General features: G+C 61.9%; 14 protein-coding genes. 5 read left to right on the top strand and 9 right to left on the bottom strand.

The genetic code is table 11. The features are described 5' to 3' along the window. Positions 1-8: 8 nt before the first annotated feature. The gene (locus HP556_RS27050) at positions 9-782 is read right to left on the bottom strand and encodes an ABC transporter permease (protein ID WP_068729960.1); all 774 of its coding nucleotides are present in this window, start codon (positions 780-782) and stop codon (positions 9-11) included. Positions 783-785: 3 nt separating this feature from the next. Next, positions 786-1640, bottom strand: coding sequence for an ABC transporter ATP-binding protein (locus HP556_RS27045; protein WP_210269347.1), 855 nt, complete (start codon positions 1638-1640; stop codon positions 786-788). Positions 1641-1805: 165 nt separating this feature from the next. Between HP556_RS27045 and HP556_RS27040 the strand changes: the two genes are divergently transcribed. Beyond that, the gene (locus HP556_RS27040; RefSeq protein WP_120287567.1) at positions 1806-2507 is read left to right on the top strand and encodes a GntR family transcriptional regulator; all 702 of its coding nucleotides are present in this window, start codon (positions 1806-1808) and stop codon (positions 2505-2507) included. 14 nt (positions 2508-2521) lie between these two features. Here HP556_RS27040 and HP556_RS27035 read toward each other — a convergent pair whose 3' ends face one another. Beyond that, complete coding sequence (locus HP556_RS27035) at positions 2522-3916, bottom strand: aminotransferase-like domain-containing protein (RefSeq protein ID WP_175369232.1); 1395 nt, start codon at positions 3914-3916, stop codon at positions 2522-2524. A 273-nt stretch (positions 3917-4189) separates the two neighbouring features. On the opposite strand from HP556_RS27035, the gene HP556_RS27030 reads away from it, so the two are divergent. The 4 genes from HP556_RS27030 (at position 4190) to HP556_RS27015 (ending at position 8968) form a co-directional block, all read left to right on the top strand. Further along, positions 4190-5500 carry a hydroxymethylglutaryl-CoA reductase, degradative gene (locus tag HP556_RS27030; RefSeq protein WP_175369231.1) on the top strand — a complete coding sequence of 437 codons (1311 nt, stop codon included), beginning with the start codon at positions 4190-4192 and terminating at the stop codon, positions 5498-5500. A 165-nt stretch (positions 5501-5665) separates the two neighbouring features. Next, positions 5666-6904: a CaiB/BaiF CoA transferase family protein gene (locus HP556_RS27025; protein ID WP_338117623.1), complete on the top strand. Its 1239-nt coding sequence runs from the start codon at positions 5666-5668 to the stop codon at positions 6902-6904. Further along, positions 6904-7662 carry an enoyl-CoA hydratase/isomerase family protein gene (locus HP556_RS27020; protein WP_175369229.1) on the top strand — a complete coding sequence of 253 codons (759 nt, stop codon included), beginning with the start codon at positions 6904-6906 and terminating at the stop codon, positions 7660-7662. Before HP556_RS27025 ends, HP556_RS27020 begins: the two co-directional genes overlap by 1 nt. A 76-nt stretch (positions 7663-7738) precedes the next feature. Next, entirely contained in the window at positions 7739-8968 is a 1230-nt protein-coding gene (locus HP556_RS27015; protein WP_175369228.1) for an ABC transporter substrate-binding protein, read from the top strand. 66 nt (positions 8969-9034) lie between these two features. On the opposite strand, the gene gyrB is transcribed toward HP556_RS27015, so the two are convergent. The 6 genes from gyrB to dnaA all read right to left on the bottom strand — a co-directional run bounded on the left by gyrB (position 9035) and on the right by dnaA (position 19387). Continuing rightward, complete coding sequence (gyrB, locus tag HP556_RS27010) at positions 9035-11476, bottom strand: DNA topoisomerase (ATP-hydrolyzing) subunit B (RefSeq protein ID WP_089263407.1); 2442 nt, start codon at positions 11474-11476, stop codon at positions 9035-9037. A gap of 226 nt (positions 11477-11702) precedes the next feature. Beyond that, a complete protein-coding gene (locus HP556_RS27005; protein WP_175369227.1) occupies positions 11703-12854 on the bottom strand; it encodes an FUSC family protein in 1152 nt (383 codons plus the stop codon). 101 nt (positions 12855-12955) lie between these two features. Further along, positions 12956-15127, bottom strand: a complete 2172-nt coding sequence (locus HP556_RS27000) for a hypothetical protein (RefSeq protein ID WP_175369226.1) — start codon at positions 15125-15127, stop codon at positions 12956-12958. 109 nt (positions 15128-15236) lie between these two features. Beyond that, positions 15237-16385 carry a DNA replication/repair protein RecF gene (gene recF, locus HP556_RS26995; RefSeq protein WP_175369225.1) on the bottom strand — a complete coding sequence of 383 codons (1149 nt, stop codon included), beginning with the start codon at positions 16383-16385 and terminating at the stop codon, positions 15237-15239. A 205-nt stretch (positions 16386-16590) separates the two neighbouring features. Further along, a complete protein-coding gene (dnaN, locus tag HP556_RS26990) occupies positions 16591-17709 on the bottom strand; it encodes a DNA polymerase III subunit beta (protein ID WP_089263411.1) in 1119 nt (372 codons plus the stop codon). Positions 17710-17953: 244 nt separating this feature from the next. Then, on the bottom strand, positions 17954-19387 hold the full coding sequence (gene dnaA, locus HP556_RS26985; protein ID WP_089263412.1) for a chromosomal replication initiator protein DnaA: 1434 nt from the start codon (positions 19385-19387) through the stop codon (positions 17954-17956). Positions 19388-20286: the final 899 nt, after the last annotated feature.

The raw sequence follows: 20286 nt of genomic DNA, 5'->3' as shown, positions 1-20286 counted from the left end.
TGGGTGGATTAGGTGGCAACGAGATCGTTCTTGCGTGTGGCCCAGCCGGTCACACGCGCCTCGATCAGAGAGAAAATGACGTAGAGCGCCACGCCAAGGATCGCGAGAATGAACAGGCAGGCGAACACCAGCGGGACGTTGAAGTTCGACGATGCGCTCATCATCACATTGCCGATGCCGCGATTCGACGCGACGGTCTCGGCCAGAACGGCACCGACAAAGGCGTAGCTGACCGCGACTTTCAGCGAGGCAAAGAAGAACGGCATGGTGCGCGGCAGGCCGACATTCCAGAGAATGTCCATCTTGCTGGCGCCAAGCGCCTTCAGCACGTCTTCCAACTCGGGCTCGGTGGTGGCGAGACCGGTCGCGATATTGACGACGATGGGGAAGAAGCAGATCGACAGCGCGGTGAGGATCGCCGGTACCGAGCCGGAGCCGAACCACAGAACGAAGATCGGCACGACGGCGACCTTCGGAATCGACGAGAAGCCGACCAACAGCGGATAGGCGGTGTCATAGGCGACTTTCGAGACGCCGATGACCGCGCCTAGCACTACGCCGAGGCCGACGCCAAGGACGAAGCCGGCCATGGTCGTGCCGAGGGTCTGCAGAATATGCGGCCACAGGATCGGGAAGCGCGCAATCAGCGTCGCAATGATTTCCGTCGGACGCGGAAGAACCAGATCCGACACGCCCGACATGGCGCAAAATAACTGCCATCCGACGAAGAAGATGACGATCAGTCCGAACGACCAGAGTTTTTGACGCAGGCCTACACTCATGACCTATGCCTCCTGCGTTTCGGGAGCGTTGCTCCGGGCATTGACGATGAGTTCCCGCAGGCGCTGGTTGAGCGCGACGAAATCAGGCTCGAAAGTCATGGGGATGGTGCGCGGGCGCGGGAAGTCCACCGGGCTGTCGTCGAGGATGCGGCCCGGTCGTGCGCTCATCACGCAGATGCGGCTGGCCAGGAAGCCGGCTTCGCGGAGGTCATGCGTGACCAGCAGCACCGTCGGTTTGTGTTGCAGCCAGAGGCTCTGCAGGATCGACCAGAGTTCTTCCTTGGTGAACTGGTCGAGCGCGCCGAACGGCTCGTCGAGCAGCAACATGCGCGGCTCATGGATCAGCGCGCGGCACAGATTGGCCCGCTGCAGCATGCCACCGGACAACTGCCAAGGATACTTGTTGCCGAAGTCCTTGAGGCCGACCTGGGCCAGCAATGCAAGCGCCTTGTCGCGAAATTCGCCTTTGCGCTTCTGTCGATACTCGGATCGGAACGGCTCGACGATCTTGAGCGGAAGCATGATGTTCCGCTCGATGGTCAGCCAGGGCAGCATGGTCGGGTTCTGGAACGCCATCCCAATCCGCAACGCCTTGGCGGCGACCTCACGCCCGCCGACGATGACGACGCCGGTAGTGGGGCGGAGCAGATTACTGACGAGCTTGAGGATCGTCGACTTGCCGCAGCCGGAGGGGCCGACAAGGGCAAGGAATTCGCCGTCGGGGATGATAAGGTTCGTCTCCGCAAGCGCCGGCGTGGCGGTCGGGCCGCGGCCGAACGTTACTGAGGTCGCGGACAGCTCAACGGCGACCGGTCTGCGCTGGCCCTCGGTGGGTCCATTTTCTTGCATACTTGTCATGGCGATAAGTGCATGCAATTGGGGTGCCACTTGAGTCCGGAGCGAAACGTTGTCATTTTACGTTCGCTCGCCATTCCCTGAGGAATTATTGGGCAGTCACTCTCCTCGATTGCATGCACTTCGGGCACGGCCCGGAATGCCCAAATCGCGACAGGTTCGATCTGAATGCCAGAAGCGCCGAATTCAAAAGACAAGGTTGGGGTGATCTGCCGCGCGCTGCGGCGGGCGATCATCGAGCAGGCTCTGGAACCCGGCGCCAAGCTTCCCGAGGACTCCTTGGGTGAGCGCTTCGGCGTTAGCCGCACCATTGCGCGCTATGCACTCGGGCAACTGGCGTCCGAGGGGCTTGTGGAGCTGCGACGTAACCGCATCGCTGTAGTCGTGACGCCGAGCTGGCAGGACGCGCGCGACATCTTCGACATTCGGATGGATCTCGAACGGCTGATCGTCCGCAAGATCGCCGGCAAGCTCAGCAGCAGTCAGATCGCGCGCCTCAAGGCGCATGTCGAGGCGGAGCGCGAGGCGCATGACGGGCCGAACGCCGTGTCCATTCGCTTGGCGACTGAATTTCACATCATGCTGGCGTCGATGACCAACAGTCCGGTGCTGGTCCGCTATGTCAGCGAGATCGCCTATCGCTGCTGTCTGACACTGTCGCTGTTCAGTCGCCCGCATTCGTCGGAATGCGGCATCAGCGAGCATATCGCGATCATCGAGGCGCTTCAGGAGGGCGATGCCAACAAGGCGATGTCGCTGATGCATTCGCATCTGGATTCGGTCGCCAACCGCGCGCTGGTGGAGCCGACCCCGGCGCGGGGCCGGGATCTGCTGGATGTGCTGGCGCCCTATACCGAGGAAGCGACCTGAAGGCGTCGCGGCGTCTATTGCAGCCGGCGCAGCAGAAATTCGTAGAATTTTGGATTGTCCGCCCGCGACACATTGATTCTGATCGCCCGCGCCAGCCGACTGTTCTTGTCGAGGCAGAACAGGCTTCCCGGCGCGATGAAGATGCTGTCCTTCGCGCCTTCGCGCGCCAGCGCCATGTCGTCGATTCCGTCCGGCAGCAGCAGATACAGGTAATAGCCCGTGCGTGCGTCGGTATAGAGCTGATGCCCGCCGCGCACGAGATTGGCGCGCACCTGGCCCATGGCGGCTTCACCCCGCTGTCCCAGCCGCTTCAGGTGCCGTTCATAGTGGCCGTCCGCGAGCAGCCGGTGCAGCAGCCGCTCCACATGTCCGGAACTATTGACGGTGGTGAGCATCTTCAGTTCGGCCAGCGTCGCGATGCGGTCGCTGCGGGCCGCAATGAAGCCCGATCGCAGGCTCGCCGACAGCGTCTTCGAGAAGGTTCCGATCGAGATCACATTGTTCAACTGATCGAGCGTCGCCAGCCGGCTGTTCACCGCCATCGGCAGATCGGCAAACGGGTCGTCCTCGACGATCACGAGGTTCGATCGCATCGCCGTCTGAAGCACCGCATGCGCCACGGGCAGCGTGATCGATCCTCCGGTCGGATTGTGGCCAAGCGACTGCGTGAAAAACAGCTTCGGCCGCTCCGACTGGATCTTTGCGGCGAGGTCGTCGACATCCGGCCCATCCGCCAGGCGGCGAACGCCGACGATGCGAACCTGCGCCAGCGTGAGCTTTGCGAACAGAGGATAGTAGCCGGGCTCGTCCACCAGCACCGTATCGCCAGGCGACAGCATCGCGCGGATGATCAGGTCGAGCGCGTGATTGGCTCCGAATGTGAGCAGAAGCCCGTCTTCCTTCACCGCGATTTGCTGGGCTTGCAGCCGCAATGCGATCTGTTGTCGGAGCGGCAGGAATCCGAGCGCGGAGCCATAGGCGTCAGCGGCGGCCGGCAGGATCCGTCCGGTGCCGCTCAGATGGCGCTTGATCTCCGATTGCTCCGTCCATGACGCCGGCGGCCGTCCGTCGCCGACGCGGATCTCGAAATTCTGCGAGAGCTGGGCACTTAGCAGCGATGCGATGTCGACGGCTTCGCTCACGTGTTTCGGTCGCCCGCCATCATCCCCGCGATAGATGACAACGAAACCGGAGCCTGCCTTTGCCGCGACGAGATTGCCAAGCACCAGCCGGTCATAGGTTTCGACTACGGTGTTCTTCGACACGCCAAATTCCCCGGCGGCCTTTCTGATCGAGGGCAGGCGGTTGCCTTCCGGCAATGCGCCGGAGAGGATTTGTACACGCAACCGGCCGGCCAAAGTCTCGGCCAACGTTGTGCCGCGGTCGGACGGCTCACGAGAAGCAGTCAAGCAATGCCTCCAGGTGCAGTGCTGGACGATCCATCAGAACCGTACCTTTCTCCAAGAGCGACAAGATTGAATTCAATCGTCCAGTCTCATGTCTTCGCGCAGATGGACCTGGTCTGCACTCCATTTGCGCGGAAGAATGCTGCATCCGCGAATACAAAGGTCATATCGCCATGGGTACAGTCTAGGACAATATTTCAGAACTGTCTCTTTCGAACGGCATCCGCGGATGCCTAACGTGCCGCCAACAGAAGACCCTGTGTGGGAGGCGCCGCAATGGCCGGTTCGAAGTCGGGCGAACAGCCCGGAAAGATCAATTCGCGTTTGGAAAATCTGCGCAATCTCGTGCCTGCCGAAAGGCTGGACCGTGTGATCGACGCGACCTCGCTCGGTGATACCGAGCGCGCGGCCTTCGGCCCCGGTGCGCTGCCGCTCGAACTCGCCAATGGCATGATCGAGAATGTCATCGGCACTTTCGAACTGCCGGTCGGTATCGCCACCAATTTCACTGTGAACGGCCGTGATTACCTGATTCCGATGGCGGTCGAGGAGCCGTCGGTGGTGGCCGCGGCGTCCTATATGGCGCGCATCGTTCGTAAATGCGGCGGTTTCCAGACCTCAAGCTCAGCGCCGATCATGCGTGCGCAGGTGCAGGTGCTGGGTGTCACCGATGTGCATGGCGCCCGCGCCCGCGTATTGCGTGAGCGCGATGCCATCATCGAGGCGGCCAATGCCAAGGACAAGGTGCTGATCTCGCTCGGCGGCGGCTGCCGCGACGTCGAGGTGCATGTGTTCGAAAACACATCGGTAGGGCCGATGATGGCCGTGCATCTCATCGTCGACGTGCGCGATGCCATGGGCGCCAACACCGTCAACACGATGGCGGAGACGGTCGCGCCGCTGATCGAGAAGATCACCGGCGGTGAGGTTCGCCTTCGTATTTTGTCGAATTACGCGGATCTGCGCATCGCGCGTGCCATGGTGCGCGTCACACCGGAAGCGCTGAAGACCGACGAATACAGCGGCGAGCGGATCGCCCGCGGCATCGTCGAGGCCTGCGCGTTTGCGATCGTCGATCCCTACCGCGCTGCGACCCACAACAAGGGCATTATGAACGGTATCGATCCCGTGGTGGTCGCCACCGGCAATGACTGGCGCGCCATCGAGGCCGGCGCCCATGTCTGGGCCTCGCGCTCCGGCCGCTATACCTCGCTCACCAATTGGGAAATCGATGGCAGCGGCAATCTCGTCGGCACCATTGAGATGCCGATGGCGCTCGGCCTCGTCGGCGGTGCCACCAAGACCCATCCCGCCGCGCGAGCGGCCCTGAAGATACTTGGCGTGCAGAGTGCGCAGGAACTGGCGGAAGTCGCCGTTGCCGTCGGTCTGGCGCAGAACATGGGTGCGCTTCGTGCGCTGGCCACCGAAGGCATCCAGAAGGGGCACATGGCACTGCATGCGCGCAATATCGCCATCGTCGCCGGCGCCACCGGTGACGAGATCGAGAAGGTCGCCGCCGCGCTCGCCGCCAATCACGACGTGCGTGTTGATCGCGCTAAGGAAGTTCTCGAGAAGCTGCGTTCGTAAAAAGTGGAGGCGTTCTAACGCCACTTTGTGCAACGCAACTTCGTGCAGGCGTCACGCTTGCACGCCCGGCGGGTATGAAAATGTATCTTCGATACTCATGCTCTTGTACGAAAACCACGCGCGCCGATGTTGTCGGCGGATATTCGTATGGACTGGGAGGATGATGTGAACACTGCAGAAAAGATAGATGGGCTCAAGGAGCGCAACGGTCCTCTCAAGGGCGTGACGGTGCTTGACATCACGCGTGTTGTCGCAGGTCCATTCTGCTCGATGTTGTTCGCAGACCTGGGTGCCACCGTGATCAAGGTGGAGCATCCCGGAGAGCCGGATTATGCGCGGACCTTTCCACCCTTCGTCGGCAACGACGATGAGCAGCTCAGCGCCTTCTTCACACAGTTCAACCGCAACAAGAGGGGCATCACGCTCAATCTCAAATCCGAGGATGGCAAGGCCCTGCTGAAGAAGCTGGTGCAGAAGGCCGACATCCTCGTTGAGAACTTCCGTCCCGGCACGATGGACAAGCTTGGCCTCAGCTACGAGGTGCTGCGCGAACTCAATCCCAGGCTCGTCTACACCGCTATCAGTGGCTTCGGTCGCACAGGTCCAAATTCATCCAAGCCGGCCTATGACAATACGGGGCAGGCGGCCGGCGGCCTGTGGTCGATGAACGGCTATGCCGATCTGCCGCCGGTGCGCGTCGGCACGATCATCGGCGACCTCGCCGCTTCCCTCTATGCGGCTATCGGAACGCTCGCAGCATTGCGAGAGGCGGAGAAGACCGGCGTCGGTCAGGTGGTCGATGTATCTCAGCAAGACTCCGTGCTGACACTGACCGAGAACGCCGTGGTCCGTTACACCGCGCAGAAAGAGGTCGCCTCGCCACTGGGCAACGATCATCCGTTCGTTCGGCCCTATGGCCAGTTTCCCTGCAAGGACGGCTACGTTTTCTTCGGCGGCTACACCGACAAGTTCTGGGCGATTACCTGCGCGCTGTTCGGCGAGCCGGAACAGGCCAAAGATCCTGCTATCGATACGATGGAGAAGCGGTTCGATCACGCGGTGGCAGAGACCAGGGTCAAGCCGCTGCTGGAACGCTGGTTCGCGAACTACACCAAGGCCGAACTCGAGGAGATGGCGGGCGACAAGATCCCGCTCAGCGCCATCAAGACCATCGCCGAAGTGGTGGAAGACCCGCACATCGCTGCGCGTAACATGATCGTCGACGTTCCGATCGCCGGAAAGCTGATCGGCATGTTCGGTCTGCCGATCAAGCTATCCGGTGCGGGACAGATGTCGTTCGAAAAAGCGCCGCTACCTGGCGAGGACAATGCAGAGGTTCTCTCCCGGCTGGCGGATGTCACGGCGGCCGAGCTGGCGCGTCTCAAGGCGTCGGGAGCGATCTGATGGCGATTGATTTCACCAAGGACGGTCACGTCGCAACCGTTCGGATCAACCGGCCGGACAAGATGAATGCGCTGACGCTCGCCATGTATGACGACCTCGGCCGCGCATTCCACGCCATCAAGGATGACGATGAGATCCGGGCCGTGGTGCTGACCGGTGCGGGCGATCGCGCCTTCTGCGTCGGTGCTGACCTCCGGGAGTCTATTCCTGCACTTGCGGCGGACACGATCGACATCTCTGCCTGGGATCCGGCCCACATCAAGTTTCCCGGATTCTATAAGCCGGTCATCAGCGCCATTCGCGGCATGTGCATGGGCGGCGGGTTCGAGATCATGCTGGCGACGGACATCCGGATCGCGGCGCGCGACGCTGTCTTTCAACTGCCCGAACCGAAGCACGGTTTCGTGCCGGCGGGAGGCACGCTCGTGCGCCTGGTCCGGCAGATCGGCTACGCGCATGCCATGGAGATCATGCTGACGGCGGAGCGCTTTTCCGCGGATGACATGCTTGCCAAAGGCGTCGTCAACCGGGTTGCCGATTCCGATCAAGTCGAACTGCTGGCCTATGAGATGGCAGCCAGGATTGCGGCACTGAGTCCGATCGCCATCCAGACCATCAAGGAAGCGGCGCTGACGCTTCAAGATCTGCCGCTAGCAGAAGCATTTCGCGTGGAGGCCGCACTCGGTCAGCGCACCTTCACGAGTGCGGATGCCAAGCGTGGCCTGGCTGTGTTTGCGAACAGAGGAAACGGGAAGTGACGATGCGATAGGTCCCTGGAGAGATCGCGCGTTGCAGGCATATTGAAAAATCAAGAACGTAAAAGGGGTGGAGGATATGAGACGATCTGAACTGGGTGCATGCTTTACGACGGCGATTGCCAGCGTTTTTCTTTGCACCGCTTCTGCTGCGGCGCAGAACGCACAGGTCTCGGATGGCGTCGTCCGTGTCGGCGTCATCGAGGATATGTCGGGCGTCTATGCCGACATTACCGGCAAGGGTGCCGTGACTGCGGCGCAGATGGCGGTGGAGGATTTCGGCGGCAAGGTCCTCGGCATGCCGATCGAAGTCGTATTCGCAGATCACCAGAACAAGCCCGATATTGCCGCCAACGCTGCACGCAAATGGTTTGATACCGACAAGGTCGATGCCATTCTCGACGTTGCGTCGTCGTCGCCTGCTTTGGCCGTCCTTGAAATCGCCAAGGAGAAGAAGAAGATCATCACGCTGAGCTCGCCGGGATCGACCCGGATCACGAACGAGGTGTGTGGACCCTATGTGGTTCATTGGGCCTATGACACATTCGCGATCGCGAACAGCACAGGTAAGGCGCTAGTCAGCCAGGGTTTCGATACCTGGTATTTCGTGACGGCGGACTATGCGTTCGGTCAAGGCCTCGAGAAGGACACTGGCGATGTCGTCAAGGCATCGGGCGGCAAGGTCGCCGGTGCAACGAAACACCCGGTCGGGACCGCGGACTTCGCCTCCGTCCTACTGCAGGCACAGTCGTCCAAGGCCAAGGTTGTGGCTCTCGCCAATGCCGGCGGCGACACCATTAACTCGATCAAGCAGGCGGCAGAGTTCGGCTTGACGGCAGGCGGCCAGAAGCTCTCGGCGCTGGCGGGATTTATCAACGACGTTCACGGTCTCGGGTTGAAGGAGGCCCAGGGGCTGACGATCACCGAGGCGTCGTATTGGGACATGAACGACGAGACGCGGAAATGGTCGAAGCGCTTCTACGGGAAGGTGAACGCCATGCCGAACATGCTTCAGACCGGCACATATTCATCGGTACTGCATTATCTGAAAGCCGTGCAGGCCGCCGGCACCGACAGCACCGAAGAGGTGATGAAGAAGATGCGTGAACTGCCCGTCGATGACGTGTTCTACAAGAACGGCAAGATCCGCGAAGATGGTCGTATGGTCCACGACATGTATCTGTTCGAGGTGAAGAAGCCGAATGAGTCCAAGGCACCATGGGACTATTACAAACTGCTCGCCACGGTACCCGCCGATCAGGCGTTTCAGCCGTTGGCGCAGTCGCGCTGCCCGCTGGTGAAGAAGTAAGATAAACGCAAAAAGGCCCGCCAGAATGGCGGGCCTTTTCAGTTTTATCTCTAGGGTGCGATACGCTTACACGTCCACATTCGCACTGAGCGAATTGTCCTGGATGAATTCGCGGCGCGGTTCGACCACATCGCCCATCAGTTTGGTGAAGATGTCGTCGGCCTCATCGACTTCCTTGACCCGGACTTGCAGCAGCGAACGCTCATTGGTGTCGAGCGTGGTTTCCCAGAGCTGGCCGGGGTTCATCTCGCCCAAACCTTTGTAGCGCTGCAGAGCCACACCTTTGCGGCCGGCGTCGGTCACAGCCTCGAACAGCGAGACGGGGCCGTGGATCGGGAATTCGATGTCCTTGCGGCGCAGGACGCCGGATTTCGGATAGGCTTCCTGGAGGCTGCCGGCATATTCGTCGAGCTTGCGCGCATCGGCCGAGCCGAGCAGGGCGTCGTCGATGAAGGAGACGTCCTTCACACCGCGAATCGTGCGTTCGAAGAAGAAGCCCTGGCCTTCGCGGAATTCACCGATCCAGCCACGCTCGACTTCGTCGGCCAGCGCGTCCAGTCGCTTGGCGATGTAGTCGGCAGCGGCATTGGCGGTAGCGAGATCAGCGGTGACCCGCGGATTGAGCACGCCAGCGATTGCGGCCTGCTCGACGACTTTGCGATTATAGCGCGAGTGCAGATTGTTGAGCGTGCCGCGGATGATGCGGGCATCTTCCACCAGCGCCAGCAGATCGCGGCCTGTGCGATCCTCGCCCGAAGCGAGCTTGAAGATGCAGTCGTCGAGACCGGTATCGATCAGGTAATCTTCCAGCGCCCGCTCGTCCTTGAGGTACTGCTCGGACTTGCCGCGCGTCACTTTGTAGAGCGGCGGCTGCGCGATGTAGAGATAGCCGCCTTCGATCAGCGTCGGCATCTGGCGGAAGAAGAACGTCAGCAGCAGCGTGCGGATATGCGCGCCATCGACGTCGGCGTCCGTCATCAGGATGATCTTGTGATAACGCAGTTTCGACAGGTCGAAGTCGTCGCGGCCGATGCCGGTGCCGAGCGCCGTGATCAGCGTGCCGATCTGTTCGGAGCCGAGCATCTTGTCGAAGCGCGCGCGCTCGACATTGAGGATCTTGCCGCGCAGCGGCAACACGGCCTGGAATTCGCGGTTGCGGCCCTGTTTCGCGGAGCCGCCCGCCGAGTCACCCTCGACGATGAACAGTTCGGACTTGGCGGGATCGCGCTCCTGGCAGTCAGCCAGCTTGCCGGGCAGGGAGGCGATATCCAGCGCGCCCTTGCGGCGTGTTAGTTCGCGCGCCTTGCGCGCGGCTTCGCGGGCGGCGCCGGCCTCGATCACCTTACTGACGATGATCTTGGCTTCGGTCGGATGTTCCTCAAACCACGAGGCGAGGGCTTCGTTGAGAACGTTCTCGACCACCGGACGCACTTCCGAGGACACCAGCTTGTCCTTGGTCTGCGACGAAAATTTCGGATCGGGCACTTTCACCGACAGCACGGCAGTGAGGCCTTCGCGGCAATCGTCGCCGGTCAGCGCGATCTTTTCCTTCTTGGCGACAACTTCGGCATAGCCGTTGACCTGACGCGTCAGCGCGCCGCGGAAGCCAGCCAGATGCGTGCCGCCGTCACGCTGCGGGATGTTGTTGGTAAAACACAGCACGTTCTCGTGGTAGCTGTCGTTCCACCACATCGCGACTTCGACACTGATGCCGCTCTGTTCGGCGCGCATTACGATCGGCGTCGGCACCATCGCCTTCTTGTTGCGGTCGAGATATTTGACGAATTCCTCGACGCCGCCCTCATACATCATGTTCTCGGTCTTCTCGACCGGATGACGCAGATCCGACAATCTGATGTTGACGCCGGAATTCAGGAAGGCGAGTTCGCGCAGACGATGTTCGAGTGTCGCGAAATCATATTCGAGTGTCGTGAATGTTTCCGCCGAGGCATAGAATGTCACTTCGGTGCCGCGCCTGCCATTGGCATCGCCGACCACCGAGAGCGGCGCCACCGCGTCGCCATGGGCGAATTCGATGCGGTGCTCTTTGTCGTTGCGCCAGACGCGAAGGATCAGCTTGCTCGACAGCGCGTTGACGACGGAGACGCCGACGCCGTGCAGACCGCCGGACACCTTGTAGGAATTCTGGTCGAATTTTCCGCCGGCGTGGAGCTGGGTCATGATGACCTCGGCTGCCGAGATGCCTTCGCCCTTGTGAATGTCGACGGGAATGCCGCGACCATCGTCACGCACCGTCACCGAACCATCGGCATTCAGAATGACTTCGACGGCGCTGGCATGACCGGCCAACGCTTCGTCAATCGCGTTATCGACGACTTCGTAGACCATGTGATGCAGGCCGGAACCGTCGTCCGTGTCGCCGATATACATGCCCGGGCGCTTGCGGACGGCGTCGAGTCCCTTCAGGACCCGGATCGATTCCGCACCGTATTCGATGGGAATGGCATGCTCAGTGTCGGCGATGGGTTGCCGGGCTGGTTCAGTCATGTAGGGGCCTTCGAAGGTGTGCCGAATCAGCGCGGAAAACGGCGTCTGAATCGCTCTATTTGTGCCACGAAAGGCGCATTGCGCCTAGCGCAAAGTAACGCGCAGCAAGCTATTGAATAAATAGGTTTTTTTGGCGTCATTTCAAGCCGATTTGAGGCCGTTTTCGTAGCCTGATTTCGCGCCTGTTCCGGGCGTCGAAATGCCCGGCTTGCGTGCATCCGAGAGGCTATTTTTCGGCCAATCCCGCAGCCGGTTTGGCGGGGGTCCCCTTCAGGCCGCGCCGGGCGATCAAATGCGCGGCCAGCACGACCGGCTCCAGCAGAACCATTCCGAACAGAATGCCAAACAGGCGGTCATAGCCGGGCTCCAGGGCGGCATTGGCGTAGTTGTCAGGCACCAGCACCACGAGGAAGGCCAAAGTGAATTGCAGGCCCGCATAACTCATGGAGGGCGGGCCATTTTCGATGTGACGGCCGATCATGACGCCGAGCGCGAGTCCGATGGTCATCACGACGGGCGAATGGCGGCTGACCAGCAGGATCGCGCTGGCGAGCAGGCCGCCCGCGAGACAGCCAACCAGCCGGTTCATCATGCGCGAGGAAACCGGGCTGAGCATGCCGTCCGCCAGCGATGCCGCCGGCACCAGCATGACCGCGAAGATCGTGATGCTGGATTGGCTGAGCGACGGGATGCCGAGCCACTGCCAGGCCCACGGGATCAGCGCCAATGCAATGCCGCCGACCAAGGCGTGACGCGCCACCGTGGCGTGCCATTGTCGCGTCGGCTGGTCGACCGGCTTGGCGCGCAGATTGTTGTCCGGATTCGGTAGCGCGCGCCGCACTGTCCAGGTCGAGATCGCACTGACGATGACGCAGGCGGTGGTACCGGCCAGCACTTCGAGCACGCGCGTCGAGGCAAAGCGCAGGATCGGCTCGCGCGCATGCTCCATGCCTTCGATCAGCACCATCAGGAAAGTGAGGCCGGTGAACAGCCAAGCATAGGCGCGGCGGCCGACGATGGCGAAATAGAGCGTGACGCCGCCGCCGATCAGAAGACCGAGACTCAGCAGCACCGGCTGGCGCAGCAGCAAAGGCGCAGCGGCAAGCGCGAGTCCTGCGCCAGCAAGCGTCCCAATCACGCGGAGGATGCCGCGCGTAAAACTTTCGGCGACATGCGAGCGCATTACCATGTAGCCGGAGAACGCGGCCCAGCCGACATTCTCCGCGCCGATGGCGTGCGACAAGACGATTGCCAGCAGCACCGAACAGATGCATTCGGCCTCATCGATCATGCGCGGCCCGGGGATCGGCAGCGAACGCATTTCGGTTCCGAACGCGCGTGCGATCCGCGACAGATGAATGGCCAAAAATACCAGCATGGCCAGATATTTATGCTGTCGAACGTGGTCTACAACAGACGATTTCTCATGGCCCAATGCAGTGGCGGACGCGCGCGCTGGCGCGCTTGCACGTTTTGTTCTTAGTAGAGTTGCAGCGGGAGGATATCCCGACCGTCAGGGCCAACCATCAGGCCCCAGCTGTCGTTGGCCGCCACCTTGATCGTACTGTCATGCGCGGGCTTGCCCGCGGCCTTGATCGTGACCTTGTAGGCGCCGGGCGGCAGTTCCATCGTCGGCCCGTTCGGATTTTGCGGTCCGCCCACGCCGGGCGCGACCTTGATCGTCTTGTTGTTGATGCTGACCGACACTTCGGCGTCGCCCATATTGCCGAACAGCAGCCGAACCTTGCCCAGTGCAGGCAGGATGCCCGCCTTCGTCGCTTCTGCGGGATGGCGCACCACCAGACTGACCGTGGTCTCGTCGTTGCGGCGTTCCAGCTTCAGCATGGCCGGCCCATCGGGGGCCTTGAAGGCGAGCGTGGCGCTGTCCAGCTTGATGACAGCGCTCTTCGTGTCTTCCTGCCACTGTCGCTGCGTGAGTTCGCGTCGGTAGAACGCTAGAACCGAGTCCAGTCCCGCAGGCACAGATGCACTCAACTCATGTCTGAACGGCGCGCCGCCTGGCAGCCCTGAAGTACTCAGCGATCGCAACGTCCGCTGCTTCGGCGTGGGATAATCGGTGTCGCCATCGGACTCGAGAACCTGTTCGGCGCTCTTGGCGTTGCCCGTGGTGGTCGTGTTGCTGGCAACGGTTGCGACAGGCGCGCCCTTCAGGCCCGAGCCTGTCGCCGTGACATTGACCTTCGGGCCCATCTGCATCGCCGTCATTGAGATGCTCTGCTTGGCCTTGCTGAAATTCAACACCACCATATTGGGATTGTTGATGACTGACGGCGTGCTCTTCCAGCCGAGCGTCTTCATTCCGCTGCGGTAAAAATCCGCCAGCGCGCTGACGCTTGATGAGCTGGTGAATGCGAGCCTGCCATCGGCGCCGTCGAAGTCGATCTCGCTGGCGGTGTCGGGGACGGGAATCGGTGTGCTCGAACCGTTCATCGCGCGCAACGCAGTTTCCGGCCCACGCGCGGCTTGTGCCGCTGCGCGCTTCGCATCCGCTTCGGCAATAGCCGCTTGCCCGAACGCGAGTGCATCCTTGATAAAGCGGTCGTCTGCTTCCTTCTTGGCCTTGGCGCGCGCAGTGATCACCGATGGCAGAACCTGTACGTCGATCTGCACGGTGGTCAGATCGTATTTGCGACCGATCTGCATCGTTGCCGTCTCTTCCGGCGATGTGAATGCGAGCGAGGCGCGATCGGCGGTGACGACGGTGTCCTTGCCCTGTTCGACCCAGCCCTTCTTGCCGAGTTCGCGGCGATAGAAGGCCAGCACCGGGCCAAGTTCAGCCGGGATCAGCGCATGCGCTTCACGCCTGATAGAATCCGCGCTGCCCGTGGTTCCTGCGGATTTAATGCGTTCCGGTCGCGGCAGGCCTGCGGATTCAGGGCCCGCAGCGAGATCTTGCGGAAGCGCGAAGGGCGCGACGCGAATTTCGACGTTGGTCTTGTTATCGGCGCTCCGCTGCAAGGTCAGCATCACCGGCAATTGCCGCGTGTTGCCGTCACGAGAAAAATAGACGCGCACGCCATTCGCGATCGTCTCGTCGATCTTCGCATCCGGCCAACGCGCCTCGGCTGCGCCCGCGGACAGCGGCGACCAACCCAATGTAGCGAGTTCTTTCTGAAAGAAGGCGAGCGTCGCATCAACGGTTTCAGCCGTCGTGCATCCAAGATACGGCCGCCGTTCGTCATAGACGATATCGGTCGCGCGATCGGGGAAAGGCAGGTTCACTTCCAGGCGCTGCGAGCTGTAGCTGACGCCCGACCGATCGGTTCTACTGCCGTCGCTCATAAAAGAGGCCGACACACCCTGCGCACCCTTCTTGTACCAGCGGCTCCGATCTGATCCCTCGAGCGGTGGCGTGTAGGCGATCCAGCCATCGGCTGCGAGTATTTTTCCGGTGTTGGCAATGGTGTCCGCGACGCTGCCTGCGCCGAAATAGCTGGCGCTGAGATTGGGGTATTTGGTGGCTTCAGGCCGGGCCATCGCGCCTTCGATATGCGGCAGCGTTCTCACATCCACCAGGCCGTCTTCCGCACGGCAGGCCAGCGAGCCGCCAGCGATGGCGGTGCTGACGAGCAGGGCCAACAGATAGCGTCTGGCTTGGACCTGCGCCCCGTGCTTGCTTGAAAACATCACTGAAAGCCTCCGGCGTTTGCTTGCGTGCATGCAAAAGCGCTGCCCACAAGGGCAGCGACATCATTTGCGCGGGGCACATAGAGTGAGTTGTGGGAGGTGTTGCTTTGGTTCAACCGGCCGGCTGGCGACGCGCGATACGCCCATTGGCGACGTCGAAAATCCCGCCGGATGGGCCGATATCTGCGAAAGCAACAGGATCGGCGCCGGTCATCCAGACCTGGGCGCCCAATTTCGAGAGTTCGCCGAACAGCGACTTGCGCCGATCAGGGTCGAGATGGGCGACGACTTCGTCAAGTAACAAGAGCGGCGTGATGCCGGTCATCTCGGCGACCAGCGTGGCGTGGGCGAGGATGAGCCCGATCAGCAGGGCCTTCTGTTCGCCGGTGGAGGCATCGCGCGCCGGCATGTTTTTCGGCGCATAGATCACCTGCAGATCGGTGAGATGCGGGCCGTCGAGCGTGCGGCCGGCGGCGGCATCACGCGGGCGACCATCGCGCAAGATCTGGCGATAGCGATCTTCGACCGCTGTGGCCGGTTCATTGACCAGCGCATTCTCCATCCAGCCGTCGAGCATGATGAGTGCGGATGGAAAGGCCGATGCTTCGCCGCGCACGCGCAGCATCTCTGCGAGCCGCATTGCAGTCTGGCCGCGTGTCGCAGCAACGGCGACCGCGAGTTCAGCGGTCTCGCGCTCGATGGCATCGAGCCAGTGGGCGTCGCCGTTCCGGTCTTCGAGCAAGCGGTTGCGCGAACGCAGGCTACGCTCGAGTGCAGAGACGCGACCGGAGTGATCCTTGTCAATGGCCAGTACGAGGCGGTCGAAGAAGCGCCGGCGTTCGGAGGCGGCGCCCATGAACAGCTGGTCCATGGCTGGCGTCAGCCACACCATGCGCAGGTGATCGCCGAATGCGGTGGCCGAGCCTACCGGCTCACGGTCGATACGACAGCGACGGCTGGTGGACGCACCTTCTGCCGCGGGGGCATCGATGCCGGTGCCGAGTGTGGCGAGACCAACCTCACCCTCGACAGTCGCCGACACGGCCCAGGAACCGTCGCCTTCGTTATTAGCAACGTCTTCGAGTGTCGCGCGGCGCAGGCCGCGGCCTGGCGACAGAAACGAGATCGCTTCGATGCAATTGGTCTTGCCGGCGCCGTTCGGGCCGACGAGGGCGACCATGTCCGCCGACGCCTCCAGCGACGCCGCGCGATAGCTGCGGAAATTGGTAAGCGACAGGCGATGGATGCGGGAGGCGGTCATTCGTGAATATGGGACTCAGCTAAAGTCGTCGCAACGCGCCGCGCCAATCTCCGTTGTCATCCCCGCCGAGTGCGCCGAAGGCGCATGCGGGGCGGGGATCCATGACCACGGCCGGCATAAAACGGCAGAGTCGTGGCTACCTGGCTGCAACTAGTTCTTCGGAGGCTATGGGTCCCCGCTTTCGCGGGGACGACACCTGAAGGACTCACACCCGCATCGGCATCAGCACATAGAGGGCGCCCTTGGCGTCCTTGTCCTGTACCAGCGTCGGCGAACCGGGATCGGCGAGGCGCAGCACGGCGACTTCGCCTTCGATCTGGGCGGCGATGTCGAGCAGATAGCGCGAGTTGAAGCCGATATCGAGCGCGTCGGAGGCGTATTCGACCTCAAGCTCTTCCGTCGCGCTGCCTGAGTCCGGATTGGTCACGGACAGCACCAGCTTGCCCGCCGACAGCGCGAGTTTCACGGCGCGGCCGCGTTCGCTGGAGATCGTCGAGACGCGGTCGACTGCGTTCTCGAAATCCTTCTTGTCGATCACCAGTTCCTTGTCGTTGTTCTGCGGGATTACGCGGCCATAGTCGGGGAATGTGCCGTCGATCAGTTTCGAGGTCAGAACCACATTGCCGAGCGTGAAGCGGATCTTGCCCTGCGACAGCTCGATGGTGATCTCGGCTTCCAGATCCTCGATCAGGCGCTGCACTTCACCGACCGTCTTGCGCGGCACGATGACGCCCGGCATGCCGTCGGCGCCCTTGGGCAGCTTGAGGTCGATCTGTGCCAGACGATGACCGTCGGTGGCGACGGCACGCAGGGTCGCCGCGGTCGCGGTGCCGGCGGCGTGGAGATAGATGCCGTTGAGATAATAGCGGGTCTCTTCGGTGGAGATCGCAAACTGCGTGCGGTCGATCAGGCGCTTGACGTCGGAGGCCGGTAGCGCAAACGAGTGCGTCATTTCGCCGGCGGCGAGATCCGGGAAATCATTCTCCGGCAGCGTCTGCAACGTGAAGCGCGAACGGCCGGCGCGGATCGCCATCACCGAGCGGTCGCCATCGGCTTCGAGCACGATCTGCGAGCCATCCGGCAGTTTGCGGACGATGTCGTAAAACATATGGGCGGGCACGGTGGTGGAACCGGCGGTGCCGACTTCGGCGGCCAGGGTTTCCGTGACTTCAAGGTCGAGGTCGGTGGCCTTCAGCGACAGCCGCGCATTTTCGGCACGGATCAGCACGTTGCCCAGGATCGGAATCGTGTTGCGGCGCTCGACCACGCGATGCACGTGGCTCAGCGACTTCAGGAGTTGCGCGCGTTCGACGGTGACCTTCATAACAAAACCCGCCCGATTCAATCCGGTGTCGTGTGGAAATGCCTGGCGGCCCGAATGGGCGCCGCGGCGATGACACCCGCAAGCTCGATCAAGTGGATTTTGCTCAATCCCGCGGGGGACCGCAAGGTGGCGTGGATAGCCGGGAAGCGCAAGAGAGATGCGCTTCCGGCCCCCAATGTTTTGACGGTTAACACCCTCGTCCTGCCCCGGCGCACGCTTTGGCGCGTCGGGGGCGGGGACGCTTTTACTCCTGCAGTTGGCGCTTCAGCGTCTCGACCTCATCCTGCAGGGCCACGTCCTTGCCAACCAGCGCCTCGATCTTGCGTACGGCATGCAGAACCGTGGTGTGATCGCGGCCACCGAAGCGGCGGCCGATTTCCGGCAGCGAGCGCAGCGTCAGGGTCTTGGCCAGATACATCGCAACCTGACGGGGGCGCACGACATTGGCGGTGCGGCGCGACGACAGGAGGTCGGACCGGCTGACATTGTACTGACGCGCGACGACACGCTGGATGTCCTCGATCTTGATGCGCTTCGGCTCCTGCGGGCGGATCAGGTCGCGCACTTCGCGCTCGGCCATTTCCAGCGTGACCGGCGTGGCGTTCAGCTTCGAATGCGCCAGCAGGCGGTTGATTGCGCCTTCGAGATCGCGGCCATTGTGGGTGATGGTGCGGGCCAGATAGTCCAGCACCGGTTCCGGTACGTCGAACGAGGCATGATGTGCACGGGCCGCAGCAACGCGCGACTTCAGGATGCCCAGGCGCAGCTCTTCGCCGAGCGAGCTCATTTCGACGACGAGACCGCCGGCCAGGCGCGAACGCACGCGTTCGTCAAGGCTTTCCAGATCCGACGGCGGTCGATCGGCGGCGATCACCACCTGGCGGCCGGCATCGATCAGCGCGTTCAGTGTGTGACAGAATTCGGCCTGCGTGGTCTTGCCCTGCAGGAACTGCATGTCGTCGATCACCAGCACGTCGATGCCGCGTAGCGCTTCCTTGAAGGCGAGCGCCGTCTGCGTCTTCAGCGCAGCGACGAAGCCGTACATGAACTTCTCGGCGGTGAGATACAGCACCTTGCGGTCGGGGCCGGAATTGCCAGCCCAGGTCACGGCCTGCAACAGATGGGTTTTGCCGAGGCCGACGCCGGCATGGATGTAAAGCGGGTTGAACATCACCGGATCGCCGCGGCGACCTTCGGCGACCTGACGCGCGGCAGCATGGGCCAGCGTGTTGGCGCGGCCGAGCACGAAGCTCGCAAAAGTCAGGCGCGGATCGAGCGGCGAGCCGCCGAGTGCTTCATGGCTTGCGGACACCGGCGCGGTGGCCGTAGCGCGGAGTTCGGGCGCGGGACGGTTGTTGAACGTCTCGGTGCGGCGCGCTTCGGTCGGCGCTGCGGCTTCCTTGTTGGCGGGCGCAACGTTGCGCATCGCCGAACGCACGGTGAGATCGACGCGATGAACTTGCGGCATCTCGGCCTGCCAGGCGTTCAGCACGCGCTCGGCGTAGTGGGCCTGGATCCAGCTCTTCAGGAATCGGGTGGGTACCGAAAGATGGACGCTGTCGTCCTGCACGCTTTCGAGATCCATCCGCGCGAACCAGCTGGAGTAAACGTCTTCGCCAACCGTCGACCGCAGCCGACCTTTCACGCGAGACCAGTGATCCTGTTCCATATTAGCCATTGTCAAAGAACTTTTCAGATAGAGTGAGTGTCCGGCACAACGCTGCCGATGAATGTCCGCGTATGGAGACGCGGTGCGACCTCGTGTGACGCGTCGTCTTCGGGCACAGCTCCGCCAACGGCCATCCGGCCGAGGTCAGATCAGTGATGTCGAAGAGGACCTCGTCGCGAGGTCAGCGCGTACTGGAGGGTCTGTCGGGAACGTGGGCGGAGGTGTGGATCGCCGTATCTAAACGAGACGCAGATCGCGGTCGCTGGAATGCTGTCGTGGTCGATTTGCGCATAAAGCCTCCCCCGCTCACCGCGGTCGCTCGCGGCAAGATGTCAGTTCACATGTGGTTCAAAGTCAGTCCGCAACGCTGAACATCGAAACTCGTTCAGTCGCATTCCCGTATCGTCGTCTTGCCCGCTCGCCTGCCCGCTTACTTCCGCACCGTCAGCTTTGCTGGTTGCGATTGGCCGGTGCGCATTTCTTTTCAAAGCATCCGGATGGATACCCGAGAAATTTCGACACAGAACAACCCTTCCCATATTGCTATGGGCTGCGATCCGATCAAAGCTTGGAAGGTGTCGCTAACCTGAAGACCGTCGCTGATCCTAAGGTCCGTCCTGGTTCTTAAATCGCGCTGATCTGAAGAACCGCGGGCGCCGCGAGTGATTAAAGAAATACAGCACGCCCGGTTTCTCGCAACGGAATCATTTTTCAGGTGCCCCGCAAAAGCCTCACTTGCGCAGCCCGGAACACGTCGTGATTTTTTTGACGATGCGTCAAGGTTTTGAATCAACGCGCTGAATCGTAATGTGACAGTGCCGTTGCAGATTCGATCCAGCGAAAAAAGAAATTCATAATTCATTTACGAATGAAGGGGCCGAGTCCGCGTTTTCAAACTGGTCCGCTTC

The sequence above is a fragment of the Tardiphaga robiniae genome, assembly GCF_013359755.1.
In the GTDB taxonomy this organism is placed as follows: Bacteria; Pseudomonadota; Alphaproteobacteria; order Rhizobiales; family Xanthobacteraceae; genus Tardiphaga; species Tardiphaga robiniae.
The sequence above is the reverse complement of the archived record's forward strand: the minus strand, read 5'-3'. Positions and strand labels throughout refer to the sequence as shown.